Annotated in this window: 13 protein-coding genes; 8 read left to right on the top strand and 5 right to left on the bottom strand. The window is 58.5% G+C overall.

The window, feature by feature from the left end; genetic code table 11:
* Positions 1-133: 133 nt before the first annotated feature.
* Complete coding sequence (locus ACTNBB_RS06560) at positions 134-1,186, bottom strand: aldose epimerase family protein (RefSeq protein ID WP_441057055.1); 1,053 nt, start codon at positions 1,184-1,186, stop codon at positions 134-136.
* A 204-nt stretch (positions 1,187-1,390) separates the two neighbouring features.
* Between ACTNBB_RS06560 and ACTNBB_RS06555 the strand changes: the two genes are divergently transcribed.
* The gene (locus ACTNBB_RS06555; protein WP_441057057.1) at positions 1,391-2,155 is read left to right on the top strand and encodes a DeoR/GlpR family DNA-binding transcription regulator; all 765 of its coding nucleotides are present in this window, start codon (positions 1,391-1,393) and stop codon (positions 2,153-2,155) included.
* Between the two features lie 512 nt (positions 2,156-2,667).
* Here ACTNBB_RS06555 and lacG (ACTNBB_RS06550) read toward each other — a convergent pair.
* Complete coding sequence (lacG, locus tag ACTNBB_RS06550; RefSeq protein ID WP_427747994.1) at positions 2,668-4,089, bottom strand: 6-phospho-beta-galactosidase; 1,422 nt, start codon at positions 4,087-4,089, stop codon at positions 2,668-2,670.
* A 75-nt stretch (positions 4,090-4,164) separates the two neighbouring features.
* Entirely contained in the window at positions 4,165-5,922 is a 1,758-nt protein-coding gene (locus ACTNBB_RS06545) for a PTS lactose transporter subunit IIBC (RefSeq protein ID WP_441057060.1), read from the bottom strand.
* 284 nt (positions 5,923-6,206) lie between these two features.
* Between ACTNBB_RS06545 and ACTNBB_RS06540 the strand changes: the two genes are divergently transcribed.
* Positions 6,207-7,208, top strand: a complete 1,002-nt coding sequence (locus ACTNBB_RS06540) for a LacI family DNA-binding transcriptional regulator (protein WP_441057062.1) — start codon at positions 6,207-6,209, stop codon at positions 7,206-7,208.
* A 357-nt stretch (positions 7,209-7,565) separates the two neighbouring features.
* Here the strand turns inward: ACTNBB_RS06540 and lacG (ACTNBB_RS06535) are convergent, their stop codons facing one another.
* Positions 7,566-9,005: a 6-phospho-beta-galactosidase gene (lacG, locus tag ACTNBB_RS06535; protein ID WP_154514977.1), complete on the bottom strand. Its 1,440-nt coding sequence runs from the start codon at positions 9,003-9,005 to the stop codon at positions 7,566-7,568.
* Between the two features lie 66 nt (positions 9,006-9,071).
* Positions 9,072-10,847, bottom strand: a complete 1,776-nt coding sequence (locus ACTNBB_RS06530; RefSeq protein WP_441057064.1) for a PTS lactose transporter subunit IIBC — start codon at positions 10,845-10,847, stop codon at positions 9,072-9,074.
* Positions 10,848-11,204: 357 nt separating this feature from the next.
* On the opposite strand from ACTNBB_RS06530, the gene ACTNBB_RS06525 reads away from it, so the two are divergent.
* From ACTNBB_RS06525 to ACTNBB_RS06500, 6 genes are all read left to right on the top strand, one after another.
* Positions 11,205-12,209, top strand: coding sequence for a LacI family DNA-binding transcriptional regulator (locus ACTNBB_RS06525; protein ID WP_441057066.1), 1,005 nt, complete (start codon positions 11,205-11,207; stop codon positions 12,207-12,209).
* Between the two features lie 214 nt (positions 12,210-12,423).
* Positions 12,424-12,762, top strand: coding sequence for a PTS lactose/cellobiose transporter subunit IIA (locus tag ACTNBB_RS06520; RefSeq protein ID WP_055252615.1), 339 nt, complete (start codon positions 12,424-12,426; stop codon positions 12,760-12,762).
* Positions 12,763-13,173: 411 nt separating this feature from the next.
* The gene (locus tag ACTNBB_RS06515) at positions 13,174-14,184 is read left to right on the top strand and encodes a hypothetical protein (RefSeq protein WP_441057068.1); all 1,011 of its coding nucleotides are present in this window, start codon (positions 13,174-13,176) and stop codon (positions 14,182-14,184) included.
* 310 nt (positions 14,185-14,494) lie between these two features.
* The gene (gene lacA / locus ACTNBB_RS06510; RefSeq protein WP_006234830.1) at positions 14,495-14,923 is read left to right on the top strand and encodes a galactose-6-phosphate isomerase subunit LacA; all 429 of its coding nucleotides are present in this window, start codon (positions 14,495-14,497) and stop codon (positions 14,921-14,923) included.
* Positions 14,924-14,986: 63 nt separating this feature from the next.
* Entirely contained in the window at positions 14,987-15,511 is a 525-nt protein-coding gene (lacB, locus tag ACTNBB_RS06505; protein WP_346981957.1) for a galactose-6-phosphate isomerase subunit LacB, read from the top strand.
* Positions 15,512-15,856: 345 nt separating this feature from the next.
* Positions 15,857-16,792, top strand: a complete 936-nt coding sequence (locus ACTNBB_RS06500; RefSeq protein WP_441057070.1) for a hexose kinase — start codon at positions 15,857-15,859, stop codon at positions 16,790-16,792.
* The last annotated feature ends 189 nt before the right edge of the window (positions 16,793-16,981 follow it).

Here is a 16,981-nt window from a genome sequence, read left to right as displayed (position 1 = left end):
CTGATAGCTTTTCTCACGTTAAATGCACTAATCATTCAAGCCGGGATGTGCCTGGGTGCCCTCAACTAGGTAGAAAAACGCCCGTCGGCGGTGTGCCGGCGGGCGCTGCTGTGCGATATGTTGCGTTATGGGCTTAGTGCCTCATAAAGTGGTATTCGATCACATTGCTGTAGGGATGACCCGGGCCCACGATGCCCTGGGGGAACAGCGGGCGGTGCGGCGTGTCGGGGTACATCTCGGCCTCGAGGGCAAAGCCGGCGCCCCAGCCGTAGTTGGCATCGTCCTTGGCGTGCTCGTCGCCTAGCCAGTTGCCGGTGTAGAGCTGCACGCCCGGGGCGGTGGTGTAGTAGTCCAGCTCACGGCCGGTCCACATCTCCTCGACGTGCAGGGCACGGCGCAGATTGCGGCCGTACTGATAGCCGCCAATGCACAGGCAGTGATCGTAGCCACGTGCCTGCTTAATCTGCGGATCGTCGGCCTCCATGCCAGGCGCGACGGGGCGTAACTCGCGAAAATCAAACGGTGTTCCCTCGACCGGAGCAATCTCGCCAGTAGGAATGTTCTGGTCGTCGATGGGCAGGTAGTGGGCAGCGTTAGCAACAAAGAAGTGCTCGCAGTCCATGCCGGCATTATGACCGGCAAGGTTAAAGTACGTGTGGTTGGTCATGGACACGTACGTGGCGCGGTCGCTCTCGCAGCCATATTCGATACGGAAGCGGCCAGTGTGCGTCACGGTAAACACGGCCGTAAAGGTGCGGTTGCCGGGCAGGCCCAACTCGCCATCCTCAAGTGAGGTGGTCATGCGTACGGCGTTGTGAGCCTCGTCGAGCTCAACATCCCACACGCGCTTGTGCAGGCCGTGCTCAAGATCGCTGTGCAGGTTGTTGGCGCCCTCGTTGGCGGGCATATGCCAGTCCGTACCGTCGATGGTGATCGTTGCGCCCGCAGTGCGGTTTGCCACGGGGCCGATGGTCGCGCCAAAGCAGGCGGGGTTGTCAAAGTAATCCTCGAGCTTATCGAAGCCCAGCACCACATCGCGCACGTTGCCGGGAATGTCGGGCACGTCGATACCAAGCACGGTGGCGCCATAGTCCATAATGCGAACGCAGATCTCGGGCCCGTTGAGGGTGTAACGATGAACGGGGGTACCGCACGGCGCGGTGCCGAAAAGCTCAGAAGTGATCATTTGGTTCCTAACATCGAGGTATTTCCGACAAACTGTAGCGCGAACAGGCGAGATTATCACTACACCCCACTAAAGCAGGGGGTATTTTCTCAAAAAAGTGATGATTGGAGCCGTGCGGGCGTTCATTTTTGACGCGCGCGAGTCTGATACAATTTGTTCGTTACTGTTTGAATTGACGCGAGCGTGGAACAGTGAGGACTCATCGTGATTAAAGCGGAGCGACAGGATAAGGTTCGTCAGCTGCTCGAGGAGCAGGGCACGGTCTCGGTCAAGGAGATTTCGGATGCACTGGGCGTCTCGGATATGACGATCCGCCGTGATCTTGAGGAGCTTGCGAGCCTGGGCGAGATCGAGCGCGTGCACGGCGGCGCCCGCAGTGCGCAGGGTCGTCCCCACGCTATGTTGCGCCACGAGTACTCGCACAGCGAAAAGCGCACCAAGCATGCCGAGGAAAAGCTGCAGATTGCGCGCCGCGCCGTGGAGCTTATCGAGGAAGGTTCGACCATCTTTTTGGGTACGGGCACTACGGTTGAGCAGATGGCCTCGATGCTGCCGACGTGCCGCCTGCGCATTGTGACCAACTCGCTTTCGGTGTTTAACCTGCTCGAGGCGCGCGAAGACTGCGAACTGTGCCTGGTGGGCGGCGTGTACCGCCGACGCACTGCCGCCTTTGTGGGCCCCACGGCCGAGGACACCTTGCGCGCACTGGGGATCGACGCAGCCTTTATCGGCGCAAACGGCATTTTGGACGGCGACGTGTCTACGTCTAACATGGAAGAGGGCCGCATCCAGCAGCTCGCCTTTAGCAAGGCCGACTCGCGCTATCTGATCGCCGATTCCAGCAAGATCGGCAAGCGCGACTTCTACACCTTCTGCCGCCTGGACAGCCTGGATGCCGTGGTGTGCGAGCCGGGTATTACCGCCGAGGATCGCGCCGCCATCGAGGAGCATACGCAGGTCATTTGCTAGCTAGCGCTGCAGGATTGCTAGCAAGCGCTGTGTGAGGACTTTTGCCCCCCTGTCATTGTGGGGAATCGGCGCGCCAGCGCTATGCGATATGACGCGCAAATGGGGACTTCGCTATCAAATTGTCTCAACCTGTAACAGGTAGGGGTGAAGTCACCAACCAGATGTTACAGATTGAGATTTTTGGCCCGGCCTATTCCGTTTGTCTCAATCTGTAACAGCTAGGATCCAAAAACTCGACTAGGTGTTACAGATCGAGATTTTGTCTATCCAGCCATCACCTTTGTCTTGATCTGTAACAGTTAGACGGTTAAAAGCGAGTTAGATGTTACAGATTGAGATATTTCTGCTCGGGCGTTCTGTTTGTCTCGATTTGTAACAGCTAGGGCCGAAATATTCGGCTAGATGTTACAAATCGAGACAAACGGATTGTACGGGCCGAGCCAAAACAAAAAGGCCGCATGCGAACCCGCGGAGGGATTCGTATGCGGCCGACAGGGGGTATGCGGCGGAAACTAGGCCATGAGCAGGCCGGTCTCCGCGACGTTCTTGTACCAGTACGCGCTCGCCTTGGGATAGCGCTTCTGGGTCTCAAAGTCGATGTAGAACAGGCCGTAGCGCTTGTTGTAGCCGTTGGTCCAGGAGAACTGGTCCTGCAGCGACCACACAAAGTAGCCGTCGACGTTCACGCCGCCGTCGATCGCCTTGAGGATCCACGCGAGATGCTGGCGCATGTAGTCGATACGAGGGGCGTCGTCGATAAAGCCATCCTCGAAGTCGTCCTTATAGCCCATGCCGTTCTCGGTGATGTAGATCTTCTTGTAGTTGGGGTAATCGTTCTTAATGCGCAGCAGCAGGTCGTACAGGCCCTCGGGATAGATGATCCAGTCCCAATCGGTGGTGGGAACGCCTTCGCGCACGCACGACTCGCCCACGCCCTTGAGGAACCAGCGCGAAGATCCCTTGTCGCCGGTGCCATTGTGGTTGATGTCGTTTTCGCCCTCGGCAGCACGCAGGAACTGGCACTTGTAGGTGTTGACGCCCAGGCAATCGTTGTAGGGGAGCGCGGCGGTCAGCGCGGCGATGTCCTCGTCGCGGACGTCGAGCTCGCCGCCGGCGATATGGGCCAGCTTGGTTGCGGCTTCCATGGTGTCGGCTGCATAGTGGCCGCGGAAGGTGGCGTCGAGCACCCAGCGGTTGTTGATGACGTCGGCCATGCGGGCGGCCTCGCAGTCGGCAGCGCTGTTGGGGTCGAGGGGATACTTGGGCTCCAGGTTCTGGACAATGCCGATCTCGCCCTCAAAGCCGCCCTCATGGAAGGCGACGACAGCCTTGGCGTGGGCCACCATCATGTTGTGCATGAGCTGGAAGGCCTTGTCCAGGCGGTACTTCTCGCCGTGCGGCCAGTTGCCGACGATAAAGCTGCCCTCGGCGGTCGCGGGAATCTCGTTAAAGGTAAACCAGTGCTTGACCTCGGTGAACTCGGCAAAGCAGAACTTGGCGTACTCGACAAAGGCGTCGATCGTCGTGCGCGTCAGGAAGCCTTCGCCGCCGTTCTGGTAAAAGGCCTCGGGCGTATCGAAGTGATCGAGCGTGACATAGGGGATAACGCCGGCATTGTTGCAGGTGGCAAAGAGCTCGTGATAGAAAGCGACGCCCTCGGGGTTAATCTCACCAGTGCCGTTGGGGAAGATGCGGCTCCAAGCGATGGAGACGCGAATGCCGTTAATGCCGAAGCGCTGGCACAGGTCGATATCGACCGGATATTTGTTGTAGAAGTCGCTTGCAGGATCGGGGGAGAAGCGACCCTGGGCAGCTAGGAAATCGTCCCAGGGCACTTTGCCCTTGCCGTGCGTGCGGGTCTCGCCCTCAACCTGGTAAGCGGCGGTGGCGCCGCCAAACACAAAGCCGTCGGGGAACTGCATGGGGTTGGTCATGAGGCATCCTTTCTGCGGGATACGAATAGGGAGAGGTGCCCGAACTGGGGATCCGGGCACCAACAGAGGGAGGAACTAGTCGAGGTTCTCGCGGAGCCACTTGATGGCGCCAGCGGGGTCGCGAGTAAGGTCGATATATTCCTTACCGCGCGGGGCGAGCAGCTTAATGCCCAGGCGATCGGTGTCGGCCTTCATGTCGTTGTAGTAGCTACGAACCTGCGGGGCAAGCACGATAACGTCGTACTGATCCATGATGGCAGTGTGCTGACCATAGGCGCCCGCGGAGGAAGCGATGTTCTCTCCGGTCTGCGCGGCACCTTCCTTGATGGCGTTGGCAAGCATGGCAGAGGTGCCGGCGCCGGCGCACAGGACGAGGACCTTCAGGCCATCGACATCCTTCTTGGCGGATGCGTCGGCGGCGGGCTCGGGCTGATCGGCGACAGGCTTGCTGTCGGCGGCAGCGGCGGTCGGCTCGACGGCGGGCTCAGAGGTGCTGGCGGCGATGGTGGCAGCACCATCGGACTCGAGACCCAGCTCGGCGGCGCGCTCGGCCTCCTGGTCGCAGAGCAGCTTATCGTACGCCTTCAAGAACGGCAGGTAGATGATGGCGTCCAGCAAGATGATGATCGCGACAAATACCAGGGCAATAAGCTGGAAGTTCGTGGTGATGAAGATGCCGATGGGGGCGGGGGTGGCCCAAGGCACCACGAAGGAGAAGCCGTTCATGCCCACATTATCGATAAAGAACTTGGCAACACTTACGTTGACGCAGCCGGCGGCAACAAAGGGGATGAGCATGTAGGGGTTAAGGATCATCGGCGCGCCAAAGAGCAGCGGTTCGTTGACGGCGAAGGCAACAGGAACAATTGAGGCCTTACCGACGGCTTTGAGCTGCTTGGACTTCATAAAGAGAATCAGCAGAAGTGGCACGATGAACGTGGCGCCGGTGCCGCCGAACTCACCCACGAGCGACATGTTAAAGGTGAGGGAGTGGGCGGGGTGGCCGCCTGCCAGCAGAACCTGCAGGTTCTCGGCCTGGTTGGCAAGACGGATGGGGTCGATGCCCGGCTGGACGATCGAGGGGCCGTGGACACCGATGAACCAGAAGAACGCGGTGGCTGCCTGGATAAGGATAAGGCCAGGATAGGTTTCTGCGGCGGTAAAGAGCGGGGAGAGCAGTTTGATAAGTAGCTCGGAGAACGGAACGCCCATGAGGTTGCGCACGACGACATCGATGATGCCGCAGATGATGACGGCGCCGCCAAAGGGGATGATGTCGCGGAAGTTCTGAGCGATGGCGCCCGGGACTTCCTTGGGCAGCTTAATGGTCAGATCGCGCGAGACGCAGAATTTATAGGCCCACACGGTAATGAACGCGGCGATATAGGCCGAGAACAGACCGCGCGTACCCATGCTGGTGCAATCGAAGACCGAAAGCTCGGAGCCGTCGAACTTGGTGGTGAACTGCGTAACAGCGAGCAGCAGCATGCTGCACTGGGCGGCCACCATGGTGGAGCCGTCGTTGAGCACCTTGCCAGCGGGCATGCGACGGTTCATAGAAGCCGTAAAGTTCTTGGCGGTGGTGCCGGCAACCATGATGCCCATGACGCCCATGGTGAAGTTGTACAGCTTGTTGCACCAGTCGATGAGCGGCTGGGGCAGCGTGATGCCAACTACGCCGGGAAGGGTGGCGATTAGCAAAAAGATCGAAGAGGTAAGGACGATGGGCATGCACCCAAGGAATCCGTCTTTGATGGCCTGGAGGTAGATGTTTCTCGAGATCTTCTCGAAGAACGGTTGATGCTTTTCGAGCATCTTTACGATGGCGTCCATAGAGCTCCTTTGCTACTTGATGCGCGATGCATGTGGATGGAACTGGTCGTCGATGGATGGTCAGGACTGCCCGGAAACCTTCCTGCTTAAGGAAGGCATTGCGAAATGACAACGTTGTCATTTCGTTAATGACAACGTAAGACATTTTTAGAAGAGCAACAAGGATTTACAGGTGAACGGTCGATATCGTCCGATAAACGGCTGATTTATCAGTCGGGCAGGTAGTGTATGCTAGAACGCAAACAACAAGCGATAGAGAACCGACTGGAGAAGCAGTGGCAACGATGGACAAGAAAAATGTCTCAATGAATGATGTGGCGATTGCCGCGGGCGTTTCTCTCAAGACGGTGTCGCGCGTAATCAACGAGCCCGATAGCGTACGAGAGTCGACACGCGATAGGGTCCATGCTGCCATGGAGGCGCTTGGGTTCCGGGCGAACTTTGCCGCGCGTTCACTCAAGTTGGGCCGTTACGGGTGCATCGGCGTGGTGATGTTCCACTTGTCGGGCGGTGCCGTGGACATGATTGACGGTATCGCCGATGCCGCCGAAGAGCGAGGCTTTGCGCTCACGATGATCAAAAAGCGGGCGGGGGAGAAGATGACCCTTGCCGAAGCGGCGCGCAGGATGTCGCAGCTTCCCGTCGACGGCATGATCTTCAATCTGCGCCAGATGGTCGAGGACTTTGATACCTTTGAGGCGCCGAAAGACCTCAAGACGGTGATTATCACACCGATGGAGCATCCTACCTGCTCTACCGTTAGTGACGACCAAGAGGGCGGCGCGCGCATGGCGTGCGAATACTTCTTAAATCGCGGGCACAAGAACGTGTATTTCGTTTCTGGTAAAAAAGAGTCGCTGTCGAGCCAGTGCCGTATGAAAGGTTGGCGTGCAGCACTCGAGACGCGTGGCATTGAGCCGCCCGAGCCTCTGCAAGGTGATTGGAATGCGGATAGTGGCTATGCCGCGGGCCTTGTGCTTGCCGATAAACCCGATTGCACGGCGGTCCTCGCTGCTAACGACTGCATGGCAAACGGCGTGATGATGGCCCTACGTGACAGAGGGCTCAGTGTGCCCGACGACGTGTCCGTGATCGGCTTCGACGATGAGCTCTACAAGACGATTCCCAACTCGATTCTGACGTCGGTGAAGTTTCGTCACCGCGAGCTGGGCATCCGTGCACTTAACGAGGTCGTCGCAGGTCTTGAGGCTCCGAGCTCCAGAAGCCGTACGCTTGTGTCGGGCGTGCTGATCGAGCGTTCCAGCGTAAAGGACCTGCGGGCGTAGACGTGCTTGGCTCGTTCATCTCAATCTGTAACAGTTAGGACCGAAATACTCGGCTAGATGTTACAGATCGAGATTGAGAGGATTGTCCTGTGCGTTTATCTCAATCTGTAACAACCAGACGTCCAAAACCGGTTTTAGTGTTACAGATTTAGACAATTCGGCCCCGTCTTCCCGGTTTGTCTTGATTTGTAACAGCTAGGGACCAAAAACTCGGCTAGATGTTACAGATCGAGACAAACGGCCCCCCAGCCGAACAAAAACAAAAGGCCGGGGGCAGCGCGCCGTGTGACGTGCCACCCCCGGCTGAGAAATGGGGACAGGTTATGTGAGCGGGGCAATTCCGCTGGTCGCCAGCCGCTAGTCCAGACGACGGGTCTGCGCCACGTGCTTGTACCAGTAGGCGCTTGCCTTGGGCGTGCGCTTCTGGGTTTCAAAGTCAACGTAGAAGAAGCCATAGCGCTTGTTGTAACCATTGGTCCAGGAGAACTGATCCTGCAGGCTCCACAGGAAGTAGCCGCCCACGTTGACGCCCACCTCCATGGCCTTGAGCAGCCAGCGCAAGTGCTGCTCGATGTAGTCGATGCGCGGCTGATCGTCCACAAAACCGTCCTTGTAGGGGTCCTTGTAGCCCATGCCGTTTTCTGTAATGAAGATCTGCTTGTAGTTGGGGTAGCGCTGCTTAATGTAGACGAGCAGATCGAACAGGCCCTCGGGATAGATGATCCAGTCCCAGTCGGTTGTGGGGATGCCAGGCTTGTTCACGTGCTCGCCAATACCCTTAACGCGCCAGCGGCCGGTGCCCTTCTCGCCCGTACCGTTGTGGTGCAGGTCGTTCTCGCCGTCGTAAGCCTTCAAGAAGCGGCACTGGTAGTTGTTGACGCCCAGATAGTCGTTGTAGAGCGCGGCCTCGCGCATAATCTCGAGGTCCTCGTCCAGGATCTCGATGGTGCCGCCCGAGACGGCAGCCAGACGGTTGGCGCACTCGAGGGTGTCGGGCGCGTAGTCGCCGCGGAAGGTGGCGTCGAGCAAGAACTGGTTCTGCAACACGTGCTCGTTGTTGGCGGCTTTGATGTCGGCGGGGTCGTTCTCGTTGAGCGGATACTTAAACTCCAACGACTGAATGACGCCGATTTTGCCCTTAAAACCGCCGTTGTGGAAGGCCAGTACGGCCTTGGCGTGGGCGAGCATCATGTTGTGCTCGCACTGGAAAGCCTCGGCCAGATGCGCCTTGACGCCGCCGGGGAAGGTGCCCTCGATGTAGGTGTTGGAGGCATCGGCCCAGATCTCGTTAAAGGTGAACCAGTAGGTCACCTGGTCGGCGTACTCCTTAAAGCAGAAGGTGGCAAAGTCCACAAAGGCATCGATGGTCTCGCGGTTGAGGAAGTCGCCCTTCTCAAAGAGGGCAAGCGGCGTGTCGAAGTGATGCAGCGTGACAAACGGCTCAACGTGGTGCTTGTGGCACTCGGCGAAGAGATCGTGGTAGAACTGCACGCCCTCGGGGTTGATCTCGCCGGTGCCGTTGGGGAAGATGCGGCTCCAGGCAATGGAGAGGCGAATGCCGTTGATGCCGAACTCCTCGCACAGCTCCAGATCGACGGGGTACTGGTTGTAGAAGTCCGAAGCGGGATCGGGGGAAAAGCGCCCCTGGGCCTCCAGGAAGTCGTCCCAGGCAACCTTGCCTTTACCGTGGGTGCGGGTCTCGCCCTCTACCTGGTAGGCAGCAGTGGCGCCGCCAAAGACAAAGTCCTCGGGAAACTGCGCAGGCGGGTTGGTGACGCTAGCAGGGTTAACGGACATGATGATCCAATCGTCTAAATCGAAGGGCCAGCCGGTCTTGGATGGTCGGCTGGCCCTGTGCGTTACTTACTTCGAGAGTTGCTCGCTTACGAAGGCGAGAGACTTATCGCCGTTCTGGGAAAGCTCAATGTACTGCTTACCGCGGCAGGCGACGCACTTGTTGCCCACGCGCTCGCAGTCCTTCTGCAGGTCGGCCAGGTAGCTTGCGGCTTGCGGGGCCAGGACGACCAGATCGAAGTCGGGGAGCATGTCCACGTGGTTGCCATAGGCCTCGGCAGCGGTTTCAAGATTGATGCCGCGCTCCTTGGCGGCCTTGGCCAGCGCGTTGGCGAGCAGGCCCGAGGTACCGCCACCCTGGCAGAGCACGAGCACTCGTTTGCCGTTGAGGTCGCTGGTGGCCGTTGCCTCGGCAGCGGGTGCTGCGGAAGCGGCGGGAGCGCCGACTTCCACGGCCTCGGCAGCAGCGCCGGCGGCAACGCTCTTGGCGTCGGCCTTGCCCTGGAAGGCATCGTTGAGCTTGGCGGCCTTCTCGGCGTTCTTGGCGGCGAGCTCCTCCTGGGAAATCTCGGCCTCCTCGGCGCACTTCTGGGCGTCATAGGCACGGAAGAACGGATAGTACAGAACGAAGTCGACGACCAGGATAAGGGCGAGCATCACAAAGGCGAGCGGCTGGAAGCCCAGGCCCATGATGGTGCCGATGGGGCCGGGGACGGTCCAAGGCAGGGTGTACATAAAGCCGTTCATGCCCAAGAAGTCGATAAAGATCTTGAGGATCCAGATGTTGGCGATCGGGGCAAAGACAAACGGGACAAAGAAGACGGGGTTGAGCACGATAGGCGCGGCGAACAGCAGCGGCTCGTTGACGGCAAAGCACACGGGGACGATGGCGGCCTTACCGACAGCGCGCATCTCCTGGGACTTGGCCAGGAAGCAGAACATAAAGACCAGGACGAGCGTGGCGCCGGTGCCGCCCATGCAGACGACGAAGTACTGGGCACCCTGGGTCAGGACAGCGGAAGCGTGCTGGCCGGCCTGGAACGCAGCCAGGTTGTCGGTCATGTTGGAAACGAGGGCGGCGGCGATGGCGGGCTCGACGATCGAGGGGCCGTGGACGCCCACGAACCAGAACAGGCTCATGGCGCCGTAAATCACAGCAAGGCCGATGTAGCCGTCGGCAGCGGTGAACAGGGGCTGGAACACCTGGATGACGCCCTGGGCAAAGCAGAAGCCAAAGGCAGCGCGGAAGACGATGTCAAAGACCCAAAAGACGGTGATGCAGACGGAGAAGGGGATGATGTCCTTAAAGGTCTGCGAGATGTTGGGCGGAACCTGCTCGGGCATCTTGACGGTGATGTTGCGCTTGATAAAGAACTTGTAGATGATGCCGGTCACAAACGCAGCGATGAAGGCGGTCAGTAGGCCCTTGGAACCAAGGTAGGTGGTGTTGAAGCCACTGGCGGCATCCGTGGCGATGGTGTCGCTCGAAAGGAGCAAGAAGCCGATGATGGCCGCGCACATGCACGAGATAAAGTTGATCTGGTTATTCTTGGGCAGATCGCGGTTCTGGGCGTCGGCGAAATGCTTGGCCGTGGTAGCGGCGCAGGCGATGGCCAGGATGCCCATGGAGTAGTTGTAGCACTTCCACAGGGCGTTGTTGATGTCATCGGGCCAGTAGAAACCCCAGATGTTGGGGACCGAGGCTACCAGGCAGAAGATGGACGAGAAGATGATGATGGGGATGACGGAGATAAAACCGTCGCGGATCGCCTTGAGGTACTTGTTGCGGGCGATCGCGTTGAAAAAGGGCTGGCCCTTTTCGATGGTGGCGATGAGTTGCTCCATGCAAAGCTCCTAAGAGTCGGTGGGTTAGCAACGATGGTAGCTTTTGACGTTTGGTTGCCAAAATGTTGACGTTGCCATTTTGTGACACAAAATAAGATGCGAACCGATGGCCCCTGTGCCTGCGGACCGTCGATTTCTTGCGCGTAAACGTTTGAGCCGCCCGGTGGCTCTGTGTTTGCACAATGGCAACGTTAACATTTGGGCGATAAAAGCCGTTCGGGGAAGCAAAAATGTCGGTGAACGGTAGGTTTTGGGTGGTGAGCGTATGGTGGGGGAGGCGTTAGATATACTTGAAGACGTTTCATTTGACTGCGTAGGGTGCCACCAATGGCATCGTTGACATAGAAAGATCGACCTATGGCCGCTGTTAAAAAATCGGTTTCCGTTAAGGATGTGGCGCGCCTCGCGGGCGTCTCAGAACAGACGGTCTCGCGCACCGTCCACGATTCGCCCAGCGTGCGCCCCGAGACCAAGGAGCGCGTACGTGCCGCCATGCGCGAGCTGGGGTATCGCCCCAATTTTGCCGGTCGATCGCTGCGCCGCGGCAAGTTTAAGACCGTCGGCGTCGCCATGTTCAACATTACCGGTACCGGCAACCTCGACCGTATGGAGGGCTTTGCCGCCGCCGCCGATAAGCACGGCTACGCCATTACCCTCACTAAAGTAGATGGACATCCGTATACCCTCGAGAGCGCATCGTCGCGCATGAGCGCACTGCCGGTGGATGGCATGGTTGTGATCATGAATCGCATGCCGGCGGACTTTGGCACCTTTGAGCCGCTGCCTGGTATGCAGACGGTGCTCGTTACCATGCTGGAGCACCCGCTGTGCTCGACGGTCGATAACGATCAGTTCGATTGCTCGCGCCAGGTTGTCGAGTACTTGCTGGGGCAGGGGCACAAGACCGTGCACTTTATCTCGTGTCCCGAACGCTCGCTTTCGGGCATGCAGCGCGAGGAGGGCTGGCGCGAGACATTGCGCGCGCATGGTATTGAGCTGCCGCGACTCATCCGTGGCGACTGGACGGCGCGGAGTGGATATGCCGCAGGCCAGACTCTGGCGGACGATCCGACCTGTACTGCCATCTATGCCTCCAATGACGCCATGGCCTACGGCTGCATTCGCGGACTCGAGTCGCGCGGAAGGCGTGTGCCCGAGGACGTGAGCGTGGTGGGGGTTGATGATAGTCTGGGCGACATCGTGCCCGATCGTCGCCTGACCACCGTGCGCTTTGACAACAAGCGTGTCGGCATGTGGGCAGTCGACAAGATCGCCGGCGCCGAGGGAGTTGCGTCTGGCGTGGAGCACATGCTGATCCCCGGCGTGCTCGTAGAGGGCGATACGGTGCGCGATTTGCGTTAGGGCGCGGTCCTGTTTGGGTTTCCGTTAATCATGTTTGATATTGTTCGAAATGGTTTGGAAACCGTTCGCGGGTTAAAAGTGACCGTTCATAGCTCGAAATTACGTTTTGTATTGTTCTTTATTGTTTGAATGTTAATGTTTCTGTCATACACAGCGCAGCGCGGATGCCCGGACGCGATGCTCTCCGTTGGTTCATATGTGAAAGGAACGCAATATGGCAACCAAAGAAGAAATCTCGATGGTTGGATTCGAGATTGTCGCATACGCAGGTGACGCCCAGACCGATCTGCTTGCAGCGCTCGATGCTGCTCGCGAGGGTGACTTTGAGAAGGCCGAACAGCTGCACAAGGATGCCAGCGATGCACTTATCGGCGCCCACGACACGCAGACCAAGCTGCTTTCGCAGGAGGCCGGCGGCGGCGAGATGGAGATGACCTTCATCATGGCTCACGCTCAGGACACCCTCATGACCACTATGATCTTGGAGAAGCAGGCCCGCTTTACCATCGATGCCTACAAGCGCATCGCCGAGCTCGAGGCCAAGCTCGCCTAACGAGCCCTCACAACCAAGCCCCTTCCAAAAGTCCTGCCGCTACCCGCAGCAGGGCTTTTTCTGTCCTCCTCCAAGTTGCGGTGAAATAGGGGCTGACGGCCCAAAATGATCCGTTCTCCTCCGTCCCCAGGGGATCGGTTGGCAGCGTCGCCGCGAAACTGGCGCATCTACTACGTTTAACCCGATACCCCCGTCCATACCCGCGTTTCATGGAAAACTGCAGGCGTTCTACCTGCGGTTTTATTTTTTCGCTTTGTGGCATGGTCGGAGATAGGCGGTTAAACCTAGTAGATGGGCCCATTTCATGGCGGGCAGGCCATGCAGCAGTCTGTTGCGCCTCTTGCCGTTCGGTTTTTCGCTGGGTGGGTATACTTCCATCCGCAATACAGGCCGGAATGAGGAGGTATCCAAATGCCGGACAACGGATCGATTCAAAAGAGAGACGCGAGCGAGATGGCTCATGGGCGTCCTGTCCAGATAACCGAGCAAACAACGGTGACCGAGCTGCAGCCCAGCCTATCCGATGTCGCGTGCGCAAACAAAAAACTGCAGATTGGCCTCATCGTTGCGCTCGTGGTACTGGCGCTGCTGTCGGGATTTGTGGCTCGTCCGCATTTTGCCGATACCAAGACTTGGGACTCTACCATCGAGGTCATCGATCAAAAGAAGGGCAATGTATTGGCGCTCACGACCTCGTGCGTCGCCCTATCTGCGGGTATCACTGCGCTGCCGGGCGATACGGGAACGCCGGTTGCCGAGCAGCTCGCACAGCTTTCGGGTAATCTTGGTATCGTGCTTGCCGTGCTATACCTAGAGAAATATTTACTCACGATTTTGTGGTCGGTTGGTCTGGGCATCCTGATCCCGTTTGCGCTGGTGCTCTTTGCAGCGTCGCTTGGCATTCACGGACGCTGGAGCACGAGCACGGTCATTCGTCGCGTGGCAACGCGTGTGCTGGTGGTCGCCATCATTAGCATGGTGTTGGTGCCCGCGAGCGTATGGGTGTCGCAGAAGGTCGATGAAACGTATCGAGTGAGCATCGAGGCGGCCGAGCAAAAGGCGACTGACGCTGCGAGTGCGGCAGATAGCGATAGCTCCAAAGCAAACAAGAAAAAGACTGAGTCCGCAGAGTCCAAGAACGTGCTTGAACAGCTTGCCGACGGTGCCTCGGGTCTCGTCACGACGGTGACCAGCGGCGCCAAGCAGATGACCGATGAGATTGTGCAGCAGGTGACCGATCTGATCGAAGGTGTCATCGTGATGATAGTGACCTCGTGCGTTATCCCATTGCTGGTGCTCGCGGCGTTTTTGTGGCTGGGGCACACACTGCTGGGGATTGATATTTCCGGGCCGACGAATTATTTGACGGGCCGCTTTCTGGGCACTCCGTCCAAGCATGCCAAGAAGGGCGGCCAGTCCTAGTAGCTAAAGTTGCCGTATATACCGGGGAATACCGCCGAAGGGCGGCCGAGACACGTTCTCGGCCGCCCTTTTGTTTGTTGAACACATGGTCGCTACGCCCGCGCCCGGTCCAAACGGTCAGCAATCATCCGTGAACGGTATTTGTTCAAAAAAGAACAAAGATAAACAAATAGTTGTTGCAGTTACTGTTCGAATGTGTTCAAATAAACATGAACAGTGAAGAATCGCACATTCAGATGCCCGGACCTGAACGAGATTCAACACTTCCAAACAGAAACAACGCACCTGCGTATCTCTCAAGGAGGATGTCATGAGGGTTGTAATCGCTTCCGATGCCGACGGCATGTCGATGAAGGAGTCCATCAAGGAGATGCTCATCGCCGATGGTCACGAGGTCGTCGACTATTCCGAGACCCCTGCCGCGGACTTTGTCGATTCCGCTACCGCCGTTGCCAAGGACCTGCTGGAGCACAAGGATTCCCAGGGCTTCGCATTCGATAAGTACGGTGTCGGCTCCTATATGGCCGCCGTCAAGATCAAGGGCATGGTCGTCGCTAACATTTCCGACGAGCGTTCCGCCTACATGACCCGCGAGCACAACGGCTCGCGCATGGTCACCATGGGCCCGGGCGTTGTGGGCACCGAGGTCGCCAAGAAGATCGCCCGCGAGTTCCTGCGTGCACAGTACGCCGGCGGTCGTCACCAGATCCGTGTCGACATGCTCAACAAGATGGCCTAACGAGAGCCATCGAGAACTCGAACTTCTATCTCAACTTGTGAATTCAGACGAAAGGACGTTCTGATGAAGAAGACCATCGCAATCGGTTGCGACCATATCGTTACGGACGAGAAGATCTATCTGGCCGACCGCCTGGAGCAGGCTGGCTACCAGGTGCTCGACTGCGGCACCTACAGCCACACCCGTACGCACTATCCCATCTACGGTAAGGCCGTGGGCGAGGCTGTTGCCAGCGGCAAGGCCGACTTTGGCGTGGCCCTGTGCGGCACCGGCATCGGCATCACCAACGCCGTCAACAAGGTTCCCGGCGCCCGCTGCGCCCTGGTTCGCGACATGACCTCTGCCCTGTATGCCCGTCGCGAGCTCAACGCCAACATCGTGGGCTTTGGCGGCAAGATCACCGGTGAGTTCCTGATGGCCGATATTATGCTTGCCTTCCTGGAGGAGCCCTACGAGAAGACCCCCGAGCACGATGCCCTGATCGCCAAGATCGATGCCTGCAATAAGGCCGACGCCGAGGCTCAGGCTGACCCACACTTCTTTGATGAGTTTCTTGAGAAGTGGGACCGCGGCGAATACCACGACTAGTGGGGTTACGCGGTTTTGCCAAACCGCGTAACGGGTCGACGCTGCGCGACGCCCAGGCACCCCATCTCGCCACTCAAACCGTCGCTCGCGTACATGAAGTACGCGTCGCTCCTCTTTCGCGGCGACCTGGGGCACCTGATCGCCGCTCGCTGACGTTGGGGGCACCTGCAGGGTTACCGCTGTTGTTGCGAAGCTTTCTGGTTCGGCGAGCTGCTCCGATAACACGTTTGCTTGCTTGGCTTGAGTGCTTCGCTCTTGGCGGTACCCGGCATTCTGCAGCTTTTCAATTGACGGCTCGCGTTTCTGTGAGGGGGCGCGGGCCGGTTTTCTAAACAGGAGTTCAATATGATTCTGACTGTTACCATGAACCCGTCGATTGATACACGCTATCAGCTCGATAAGCTGGTCATCGACGATGTTAACCGTGTGACGCCCGAAAAGACCGCTGGCGGCAAGGGCCTCAACGTGAGCCGTGTGCTGCTGCAGCTGGGCGACGACGTGCTCGCGACTGGCCTGCTTGGCGGTCACATGGGTGCCTATATGGCCGAGCTTATGGATGCCGACGGCGTCAAGAACGACTTTGTACCCATTGCCGGCGAGACGCGCATTTGCCTGAATATTCTGCACGAGGGCAATCAGACCGAGCTTTTGGAGAGCGGCCCGCAGATCGCCCCGACCGAGCTCGAGGCCTTTACGGCCAAGTTCGCCGAGCTTGCAGCGAAGGCGGACGTTGTGACGCTTTCGGGCTCGCTACCGCGCGGCGTCGATGCCGGCTACTATGCCGAGCTCGTCAAGATCGCCGAGGAGGCGGGCGCCAAGGTGCTACTCGACACCTCGGGTGCATCGCTGGAGGCCGCGCTGGAGTCCGAAGCTAAGCCCGAGCTCGTAAAGCCCAACCTGACCGAGATTAACGGCCTGCTGGGTACGTCCTTTACGACCGATGATGTCGATGCCCTGCGCGAGGCGCTTGCCGCCGATGACCGTTTTGCCGGTATCCCCTGGGTCGTCGTTTCGATGGGCGCTGCCGGCTCGGTGGGCTTCCATGAGGGCCGCGCGTTCCGCGCCAAGACGCCCGCGATTGCGGCTGTGAACGCGACGGGTTCCGGTGACTCGACCATCGCCGGTTTTGCGCATGCCATTGCTGCTGGTGCCGACGACGTCACGGTGCTCAAGACCGCCAATACCTGCGGCAAGCTCAACGCCATGGATCCCAAGACCGGCCACCTGGTCATGGACCGCTGGGACGAGGTCTACAACAGCGTAGAGGTAACCGAACTTTAGAGTTACGGCGTACCGAACAAAACGAGAGTGGATAATCTCCCATTTTGGGCTCGCAAGCGGGCTTAGAGTGGGAGATTTTCCACTCTCATGAGAGGCAGCTAATTTGGGACCGGGGGTATTTTTATACTTATATATGGAAAAATTTCAAAAAAACCCCGCCCCCAAAAATATCCCCAATGACCACAAAAC

Origin of the sequence: Collinsella sp. HCP28S3_B9, from assembly GCF_052066095.1 — a bacterium.
Taxonomy (GTDB): Bacteria; Actinomycetota; Coriobacteriia; order Coriobacteriales; family Coriobacteriaceae; genus Collinsella.
This window is presented reverse-complemented; position numbering and strand designations above follow the sequence as displayed.

Excerpts from the sequence above, each read along its gene's own strand:
- ACTNBB_RS06560 (WP_441057055.1), bottom strand. The coding sequence starts at position 1,186 with ATGATCACTTCTGAGCTTTTCGGCACCGCGCCGTGCGGTACCCCCGTT.
- lacG (WP_427747994.1), bottom strand. The coding sequence starts at position 4,089 with ATGACCAACCCCATGCAGTTCCCCGACGGCTTTGTGTTTGGCGGCGCC.
- ACTNBB_RS06545 (WP_441057060.1), bottom strand. The coding sequence starts at position 5,922 with ATGGACGCCATCGTAAAGATGCTCGAAAAGCATCAACCGTTCTTCGAG.
- ACTNBB_RS06540 (WP_441057062.1), top strand. The coding sequence starts at position 6,207 with ATGGACAAGAAAAATGTCTCAATGAATGATGTGGCGATTGCCGCGGGC.
- lacG (WP_154514977.1), bottom strand. The coding sequence starts at position 9,005 with ATGTCCGTTAACCCTGCTAGCGTCACCAACCCGCCTGCGCAGTTTCCC.
- ACTNBB_RS06530 (WP_441057064.1), bottom strand. The coding sequence starts at position 10,847 with ATGGAGCAACTCATCGCCACCATCGAAAAGGGCCAGCCCTTTTTCAAC.
- ACTNBB_RS06525 (WP_441057066.1), top strand. The coding sequence starts at position 11,205 with ATGGCCGCTGTTAAAAAATCGGTTTCCGTTAAGGATGTGGCGCGCCTC.
- ACTNBB_RS06520 (WP_055252615.1), top strand. The coding sequence starts at position 12,424 with ATGGCAACCAAAGAAGAAATCTCGATGGTTGGATTCGAGATTGTCGCA.
- ACTNBB_RS06515 (WP_441057068.1), top strand. The coding sequence starts at position 13,174 with ATGCCGGACAACGGATCGATTCAAAAGAGAGACGCGAGCGAGATGGCT.
- lacA (WP_006234830.1), top strand. The coding sequence starts at position 14,495 with ATGAGGGTTGTAATCGCTTCCGATGCCGACGGCATGTCGATGAAGGAG.
- lacB (WP_346981957.1), top strand. The coding sequence starts at position 14,987 with ATGAAGAAGACCATCGCAATCGGTTGCGACCATATCGTTACGGACGAG.
- ACTNBB_RS06500 (WP_441057070.1), top strand. The coding sequence starts at position 15,857 with ATGATTCTGACTGTTACCATGAACCCGTCGATTGATACACGCTATCAG.